Source organism: Bacillota bacterium, assembly GCA_013314855.1.
Lineage (GTDB): Bacteria > Bacillota > Clostridia > Acetivibrionales > DUMC01 > Ch48.
The window spans coordinates 1-7,700 of sequence record JABUEW010000161.1; the positions used below are offsets into that span (position 1 = coordinate 1).

8 protein-coding genes are annotated in these 7,700 nt (G+C 47.1%); 1 reads left to right on the plus strand and 7 read right to left on the minus strand.

The genetic code is table 11. The annotated features are described in order from the left end of the window. Positions 1–139, plus strand: a 139-nt coding sequence (locus HPY74_18625) for a DNA-binding domain-containing protein (GenBank protein NSW92632.1), incomplete at its 5' end; no start/stop codon positions are given. 69 nt (positions 140–208) lie between these two features. Here HPY74_18625 and HPY74_18630 read toward each other — a convergent pair. From HPY74_18630 to HPY74_18660, 7 genes are all read right to left on the minus strand, one after another. Further along, entirely contained in the window at positions 209–1,210 is a 1,002-nt protein-coding gene (locus tag HPY74_18630) for a dihydrodipicolinate reductase (GenBank protein ID NSW92633.1), read from the minus strand. Positions 1,211–1,257: 47 nt separating this feature from the next. Further along, a complete protein-coding gene (locus tag HPY74_18635; GenBank protein ID NSW92634.1) occupies positions 1,258–3,204 on the minus strand; it encodes a TRAP transporter permease in 1,947 nt (648 codons plus the stop codon). Positions 3,205–3,229: 25 nt separating this feature from the next. Beyond that, positions 3,230–3,712: a DUF1850 domain-containing protein gene (locus HPY74_18640; GenBank protein ID NSW92635.1), complete on the minus strand. Its 483-nt coding sequence runs from the start codon at positions 3,710–3,712 to the stop codon at positions 3,230–3,232. A 133-nt stretch (positions 3,713–3,845) separates the two neighbouring features. Beyond that, the gene (locus HPY74_18645) at positions 3,846–4,820 is read right to left on the minus strand and encodes a TAXI family TRAP transporter solute-binding subunit (protein ID NSW92636.1); all 975 of its coding nucleotides are present in this window, start codon (positions 4,818–4,820) and stop codon (positions 3,846–3,848) included. Positions 4,821–4,969: 149 nt separating this feature from the next. Next, the gene (locus HPY74_18650; GenBank protein NSW92637.1) at positions 4,970–5,632 is read right to left on the minus strand and encodes a CoA transferase subunit B; all 663 of its coding nucleotides are present in this window, start codon (positions 5,630–5,632) and stop codon (positions 4,970–4,972) included. Continuing rightward, positions 5,632–6,291, minus strand: a complete 660-nt coding sequence (gene atoD / locus HPY74_18655; GenBank protein ID NSW92638.1) for an acetate CoA-transferase subunit alpha — start codon at positions 6,289–6,291, stop codon at positions 5,632–5,634. The genes HPY74_18650 and atoD overlap by 1 nt, the downstream gene beginning before the upstream one ends. Before the next feature lie 196 nt (positions 6,292–6,487). Then, positions 6,488–7,700: sigma 54-interacting transcriptional regulator (locus tag HPY74_18660; GenBank protein ID NSW92639.1), on the minus strand; the 1,213-nt coding region annotated here is incomplete at its 5' end.

Genomic DNA, 7,700 nt, shown 5'->3' on the forward strand with positions numbered 1-7,700 from the left:
TACCAAGTATTCTACATGCCTGTTCGACTTCAAGGAAGTAAAGCAGGAGATGGATTTTCTGCGGGATAATTCCTGCTACCATGGCAAGATTAACGTAAAAAAATTCCTGGAGGGCATCATGCTGCAGTTGCCCGCTTAAATAGTGTCAAGGGGACGGAGTTGTTGACACTGAGGTGTCAACAACTCCGTCCCCTTGACACACTACCTTCTATTCAAAATAGGAAACCACTTCGATGTCTGCCATAGTCCTCAAGCCCGGACGGGCGCCGACTACTGCCGGTATAGCGTTGGCAACGATTGCACAGGTGGCGATATCACCGTTAACCCCGCCTTTAATCACCATGTCAATATCGGGGGTTCCTTCAATAACAACGCGGTCCCGCGGATCCTTTTCCCCTATGGAAGCTCTGAATACCAGGGTAATCCGCTCTTCACCCTGCACTATACCTCTGCCTATTTGCTGTACACCCAGGACCTTCCCGGCTTCAACGGTTAGTCCACCGGCGACCACCTTCTCATCAGCAATGATGGGGCTTATTATATCTTCGGCCTTATCAAGCCTCCAGCCCATTTTAGCCGCAATCATATGAATTGATTCTGTAAGTCCCACATGTCTCAGGGTACCTTCCCGAACCCTTTCCTGAAACTGTTCTACCGTAAGCCCTGCACCGATTTTCTTTTGGAACGGTATTCTCCTGAACTGTGCATCCTGAATCCGTTCTACGGTGATCCTTTTAACCTGGCGGCACACACCGGTCACGGCAATGGGCAGAAAATCCATTAGGAACCCCGGGTTTACCCCTGCCGAGAGAACAGATACGTTTTTCTCCCTGGCCGCCACATCAATCTCTCCGGAAATCTGCGGGTTAGTCAGCCACGGATATGACAGTTCCTCGCAGGTTGTTACCACATTAACGCCATGGGATAGGATCTCCATAACCAGCGGCTTTATCTTTTCCAGGCTTGAAGTTGTGGTCAGCGCGACCACATCCGCTTCAACTTCGCCAAGCAGTGTTTCGGCATCGCCGGTTACGATAATTCCGAGGGGTTCCGGCAGACCTGCCAGTTCTCCGATGTCAGCTCCTACCTTTTTCGGGTCAATATCCACCGCACCTACTATCTCCATGGCAGGTTTATCTACAAGATACTGTGTCAATTTGATCCCTATAGGCCCTAACCCGTATTGTATAACTTTAATTTTGTCCTTCATAATGTACCTCCTTGAGTTTGATTAGTCGATGCTTGCTAATTGCCGGTTTAAACCCCTGCGCCAAGCTTCACGTTTGATATTTTTTTCTTCTGAATAACAAAGCCTACCAGCAGAAATGCAATCCCAATCACATCCGTATAGGCTCCGGGAATAACCATCAATAGTCCCCCTGCAAAAAAGATTATACGTTCAAAGAATGATTGGTTGGTGATAAAGAATGCCGATACTGCGGAAGCTACCGCGACTATACCCACAACTGCAGTTGCAATAATAACAATCATGCTGACAACATTAACATCAATCATCAAAAGAGCAGGATTATACACGAAAACATAGGGCACCAAGAAAGCCGCTATCGCCAGCTTGAAGGCATTGATACCCGTTTTGAGCGGATTTGATTTAGCGATACCTGAACCGGCAAAAGCTGCTAGAGCAACCGGAGGAGTTACATCGGCAATGATCCCGAAATAGAATGCAAACAGGTGGGCTGCCAAAATCGGTATCTTCATCATGAGCAGCGCCGGGGCAGCTATTGTGGATGTAATGACATAGTTGGCCGTTGTTGGAACCCCCATGCCCAGAATAAGGGATGTCAGCATTGTGAAGAATAGGGTGAGGAACAGTTTCCCCCCGGCAAAGTCCACCAGAGTCGACCCCATCTTGAGCCCGAGGCCCGTCTGGGTAACAACCCCAATAATAATACCCGCGCAAGCGGTGGCTGCAACTACTCCCAAAGCTGCCCTTGCACCCTGCTCCAGACCGCTTACTATATCCTTAAAGCCTATCCTCGTATTTTTCCTTAGCATTGAGCATACGACTGACAGGACTATTGCGTAGAGGGCTGCCTTCATGGGTGTTCTACCGGCAATCAGCAGATAGATTATTCCGATAAGGGGAATCATCAGATGTCCCCTTTCAATGAGAATGTTTTTTATCTTAGGCAGTTCATCCCTGTTTAGCCCTCTCAGTTTAAGGCGCTTTGCTTCAAAATGAACCCCCGACCAAACGCCTAAGTAATATAACAATGCCGGGATAGCAGCCGCACTAATAATCCTGACATAGGGAAATCCGGTGAACTCTGACATCAGGAATGCCGCTGCTCCCATTATGGGCGGCATGAGCTGTCCTCCCGTGGATGCGGTGGCCTCCACCGCCCCGGCGAATTCCCCTTTATAGCCCAACCTTTTCATCATAGGTATTGTAAAGCTGCCGGTACCTACCACGTTTGCCACCGAGCTTCCCGAAATCATTCCCATGCAACCGCTGGAAAGCACAGCTACTTTGGCAGGACCACCTGAAGCCCAGCCTGCCACAGCGTTTGCCAGGTCGATAAAAAACTCTCCCATTCCTGTTTTCTCCAGGTATGCGCTAAACAGAATAAACAGGAATATAAAAGTGGACGATACACCGATAGGTATACCGAAAATACCTTCCGTCGTATAGAACTGATGCTGCACAAGGCTGGACAGGTCAACTCCCCTATGGGCCAGCTGCCCTGGGATCTTACGCCCCACCAGGGCGTATATTAGAAAAAGCGTCGCAATAATAACCATAGGCCAACCGACTACCCGGCGTGTTACCTCCAAAATCAGTACGATTGCAATTAATCCGACTATAAAGTCAAGGGTTGTGACCTTCCCCGCCCTAAGAACCAGCTGCTGATAGTTTACAACTATATACATTGGAACTGCGGCGCCTATTACAGCCAAGGCCACATCAACGGGATGGAACTTATGCCTCGACCATTTTTTTCTCGCAGGGTACAGCAGAAATATAAGGCAAAAGCCGAAGGATACGTGTATTGCCCTTTGAATCATGGCGTCCAGCACGCCAAAAACCGCAGTATAAAGCTGAAAAAGCGAAAAAGTAATAGCAATAGCTGCGATAAGCTTTGATCCATAGCCTGTCATAACTCGATAATCGGATTCCTTATCATACTTTCTGAGAATATCTTCGCTGTTTGTTGCAACTTCCGGATTATCTTTGTTTTCCATATTTACGCCCCTTCCTTACCGAGTTTTACCATTTCAGTGACCATTCATCAACTGCTTTGATTTCAAGAAGGCCTTCCGGTTTTGTGAATTTAAGCAATGGATAGGTTTCTTCCCCAACAGTTATCATATGCTGGGGTATGGGTGAGACTCTCAAATTAATGGTCTCAAATTCCCTTTCGAACTTCAGGACAAACTCTCCGTCAATATTTTCGAGAGTCCCGTTTTCATAGTCAAAGGGCATACCCACACCCAGGGAACTATACCTGGTCTCCTTTAGAACTAAAGTGTTGTCATCTTGGATATAGATAACCTCATGAACCGGAGTGTGATGCACCGAATGGATGAAACTCAACGCAAACACCCTGTCCGGCACAGCAATACGATATTCTGACCCCTCTTCCACATCCTTTAGAACCAGGACCTTTTCCTTCCCGATACTGCAGCTGATCAATACAATGACAAAGAGAATTATTAAGGTTATGGTCGTCAGTTTTGAACCTGGTTTCATAAAATCAGAGCATTGGATTTCTCCAATGCTCAGACCTCCTCTGAATTTTCTAGATGGGGACATTCCTTTTGCAGTGGTCAGTAGTCAGTGACCAGTGACTAGTACCTCACATGGTGTGTCCCCTCTCCTTAGCTTATTTTTTAAAGTATTTTGCAGCGCCAGGATGCAGTTCTATACCCATGCCGTCCAGTCCCGTCTCGGGTTTAATCACGGCTCCTTTAGCATGAGCTGCTACCAGCCTATCCTGGTTCTCATACATAGTCTTCAACAGGTTGTAAGCAAGCTCTTCGTCCATATCTGCGCTCACGGCCAGCATAGCCTGTACTGCAACCGTCTTAATATCTTTGTCTATTCCGGTATAGGTACCGGCAGGTATAACTAGCTTTGTATAGAACGGGTATTCGGCTATCAGTTTATCCGCCATGTCGTCTTCAATGGTAACCAGCTTGACCGGATGCTGAGCGCCGATATCCTGTACAGCTGCGGTCGGATGACCTGCCGTCAGGAATGCTGCGTCAATATTGCCGTCCTTCAGGTTGCTGGCGGCTTCCGCAAAGGAAAGGTACTGAACCTTGATATCGTCATACTTAATACCTGCTGTTGCCAAAATCTGGCGTGCATTTGCCTCGGTGCCGCTCCCCGCTGCGCCTACGGCAACCCTTTTGCCTTTAAGATCTCCAACAGTGTCTATTCCTTTGCCTTCAAGGGTAACAATTTGTATGGTCTCGGGGTAAAGAATGCACAGTCCCCTTAAGTCTGCATATTTATCCCCATCGAATAACTCGGTGCCTGTTGCAGAATAAAAAGCCACATCGTTCTGTACCAGAATAACATCAGCCTTGTCATCACGAAGCAGGTTTATATTGGCCACAGATGCCCCGGTGCTCTGAGCAGTAGCGTTTACTCCCGGAATATTCTTATTCCATATGTCAGCCATACCTCCGGCCAACGGGAAGTATGTGCCTGCGGTTCCGCCGCTGGCGATGTTTATGAATACCGGCTCCGGCGGCGCTTGCGCCTCTTGCTCAGGAGCAGCAGGCTTGCTGCAGCCAACGACTGCCACTACCAACAAACAGACCAACAAAACAGATACCAGTCTTTTACTCATTTAAACCCTCCATTCTTTTTCTGTGACTCTTTCAATAAATAAGTTCTCCAAGTCCAAAGAAATTCCTGTTGGTATTTTCCGGGACTTCCAGTTGTTTTCTGTAGTTATTCACCAAAACAATACAGTCTTTGACACCCATGGCAGATATTTCAACAATCCATAACTTTTAATTCCGGATGGATCGTGATGTATGCTTCTGTGGCTTCTATAACTTCATCAACAGTGGTTTCCGGGGCTATTTCCTTTAATACAAGCCCTTCACCGGTAACTTCTATAACCCCCATATCGGTCACTATCAAGTCGACCTGCCCCTTAGCCGTCAGGGGTAAGCTGCACTGCTTAAGAATTTTGGGCTCCCCCTTAGCTGTGTGCTCCATGGCAATAATCACCTTCTTTGCTCCCACAACAAGGTCCATGGCTCCCCCCATCCCGGGAACCATTTTTCCCGGTATCATCCAATTTGCCAGGTTGCCATGCTGGTCCACCTGCAAAGCCCCCAGTACGGTAGCATCGACGTGTCCTCCCCTTATTATTGCGAAGGACATGCAGCTGTCGAAAAACGCTGCGCCGTCGAGAGCAGTTACGGGCTGGGCTCCTGCGTTTGTCAGGTCCGGGTCCTCACCGCCTGGTTCCGGTGCCGGTCCCATACCAACAAAACCGTTCTCGGATTGAAGGGTTATGTCTATGCCCTCCGGCAGATAGTTGGCTACCAATGTAGGAAGACCTATGCCAAGGTTTACTACATCGCCATTTCTGAACTCCTGGGCAACTCTCTTAACGATTATTTCTCTTCTTCTTTCCTTGCTCTCAATCATTTTTCGTCCCTCCCCGCGACTATTATGTCCACAAACAAGCCGGGAGTCATAACGTCGTTTGCATCAATATCGCCTACTTCAACGATTTCTTCCGCTTCTACAACGACCGTATCAGCCGCCGTTGCCATTATTGGATTGAAGTTTCTGGAAGTCTTCATATAATATATATTACCCTTCTTGTCAACCCTATGCCCTTTTATTAAGGCAATATCCGCTTTTAATGGCAGCTCAAGCAGGTATTCTTTTCCGTCTGTGTTCATCTTTTGCTTGCCCTCTTCAACAACTGTCCCCAGGCCCGTGGGTGTCAGAAAACCGCCAAGCCCTGCACCTGCACACCTGATCCTCTCGGCCAGGGTTCCCTGGGGGACAAGCTCCACATCCAGCTCACCCGCATTCATTTGTCTTCCCGTTTCCGGATTTGTTCCTATATGCGACACAATAACCTTCTTTGCACGTTTTGCCGCTACGAGCTTTCCAATACCTTTATCGGGAAAGGCCGTATCATTCCCTATAATAGTAAGATTGTCCACTCCTTTCTCAATCAGGGCATCAATCAAACCCTCAGGAGTGCCTACACCTAAAAAACCTCCGATCATGACGGTCATACCGGGCTTTACCAGATCAATGGCCTCCTTTATTGATTTTATCTTGCTCACCTAAGCCTACCTCCCTATTCCTTTATATCCTTGAATATTTTTCCCCAGGTCTTACTGTATTAATATAGCAAAGCCCGTGCCAAGCATATTATCCATATCAAAAAAACAAAAACCCCGGCAAGGAAATCCTGCCCGGGCATGCCGGAATATAATTATGATGCAATATTGCATATTATATATTCCTTATTGCATCATTTTATTCCTGAGGATATTCGATATTATACTTTTTAGCTTTTCTTACGACGGTTGACTGGTCAATTCCCAATTCCTTACCGGCTTTCCGGGTAGAGCCCAATCTTTTCAAAGTCTTTTCTATGATCGACCTTTCCAGACTCTCCAACTGCTCCTTCAAGGAAGTACCCTGCTTCTTTTCTTCAAATAGCGAAATCCCGTCTCCATCGACAAAGTAGTCCTTAATATCCTCGTAAGAAATGCTGTCATCCTTCGTTATTACTATCATGCGCTCAACAAAGTTTTGGAGTTCTCTCACGTTACCCGGCCATGAATAGTCGGTTAGATAATCGATTATTTCATTTGAGAGTTTTTTATTCGTATTATACTTTTTGTTGTATTTGCCCATAAAATATACGAGAAGTGAAGCTATGTCCTCTTTTCTTTCCCTCAAAGGAGGAATGAATATAGGAACGACATTCAGCCTGTAGTAAAGGTCTTCTCTGAATTGGCCTTTCTTGACCATATCCGTAAGGTTTCTATTGGTAGCTGCTATTACCCTTACGTCTATCTTCCTTGCCTTCGTTCCCCCAACAGGAATTATTTCCTTGTCCTGCAGCACCCGCAGCAGCTTGGCCTGCAAGTGTGTTGGTATTTCGCCTATTTCATCGAGCAGTATTGTTCCACCGTCTGCCAGTTGAAACATACCGATTTTTCCTTCCTTGCTGGCCCCGGTAAAGGACCCCTTCTCATACCCGAATAATTCGGATTCCAGAAGATTTTCAGGTATTGAGGCGCAGTTCACCTTGACGAAGGGTCCCTGATTATCCTTCCCTGCCCTGTGTATTATTTTTGCTATAATTTCCTTTCCTACGCCGGATTCGCCAAGAACAAGCACGGTGGAATCCACCTTGGCGACCCTCATGGCAAGGTCCAATACCTCCAGCATCTTCTCGCTCCTTGCCACAAAATCCTCCATCGCATCAAGCTTCATCGTGTGTTTGCCGTCGTCGGAAAAGGTGCGTGCTTCTTCTACCCTGTTTTCCATGTTCATAAGTTCTGTTATGTCCCATACGGTATTTACTATCCTCACCAGGTTTCCTTCTGCATCGAATATAGGCTTGCCCTTGGCCATCAGCTTTTTGCCGGTCTTGCACGTATATATCACCGTGGCCGGTGATCTGGTCTGGATTACAACAAGGCTCGCCGATTCGGTGAAATAACCCTCGTTCACCAGG

Excerpts from the sequence above, each read along its gene's own strand:
- HPY74_18630 (NSW92633.1), bottom strand. The coding sequence starts at position 1,210 with ATGAAGGACAAAATTAAAGTTATACAATACGGGTTAGGGCCTATAGGG.
- HPY74_18640 (NSW92635.1), bottom strand. The coding sequence starts at position 3,712 with ATGAAACCAGGTTCAAAACTGACGACCATAACCTTAATAATTCTCTTT.
- HPY74_18645 (NSW92636.1), bottom strand. The coding sequence starts at position 4,820 with ATGAGTAAAAGACTGGTATCTGTTTTGTTGGTCTGTTTGTTGGTAGTG.
- HPY74_18635 (NSW92634.1), bottom strand. The coding sequence starts at position 3,204 with ATGGAAAACAAAGATAATCCGGAAGTTGCAACAAACAGCGAAGATATT.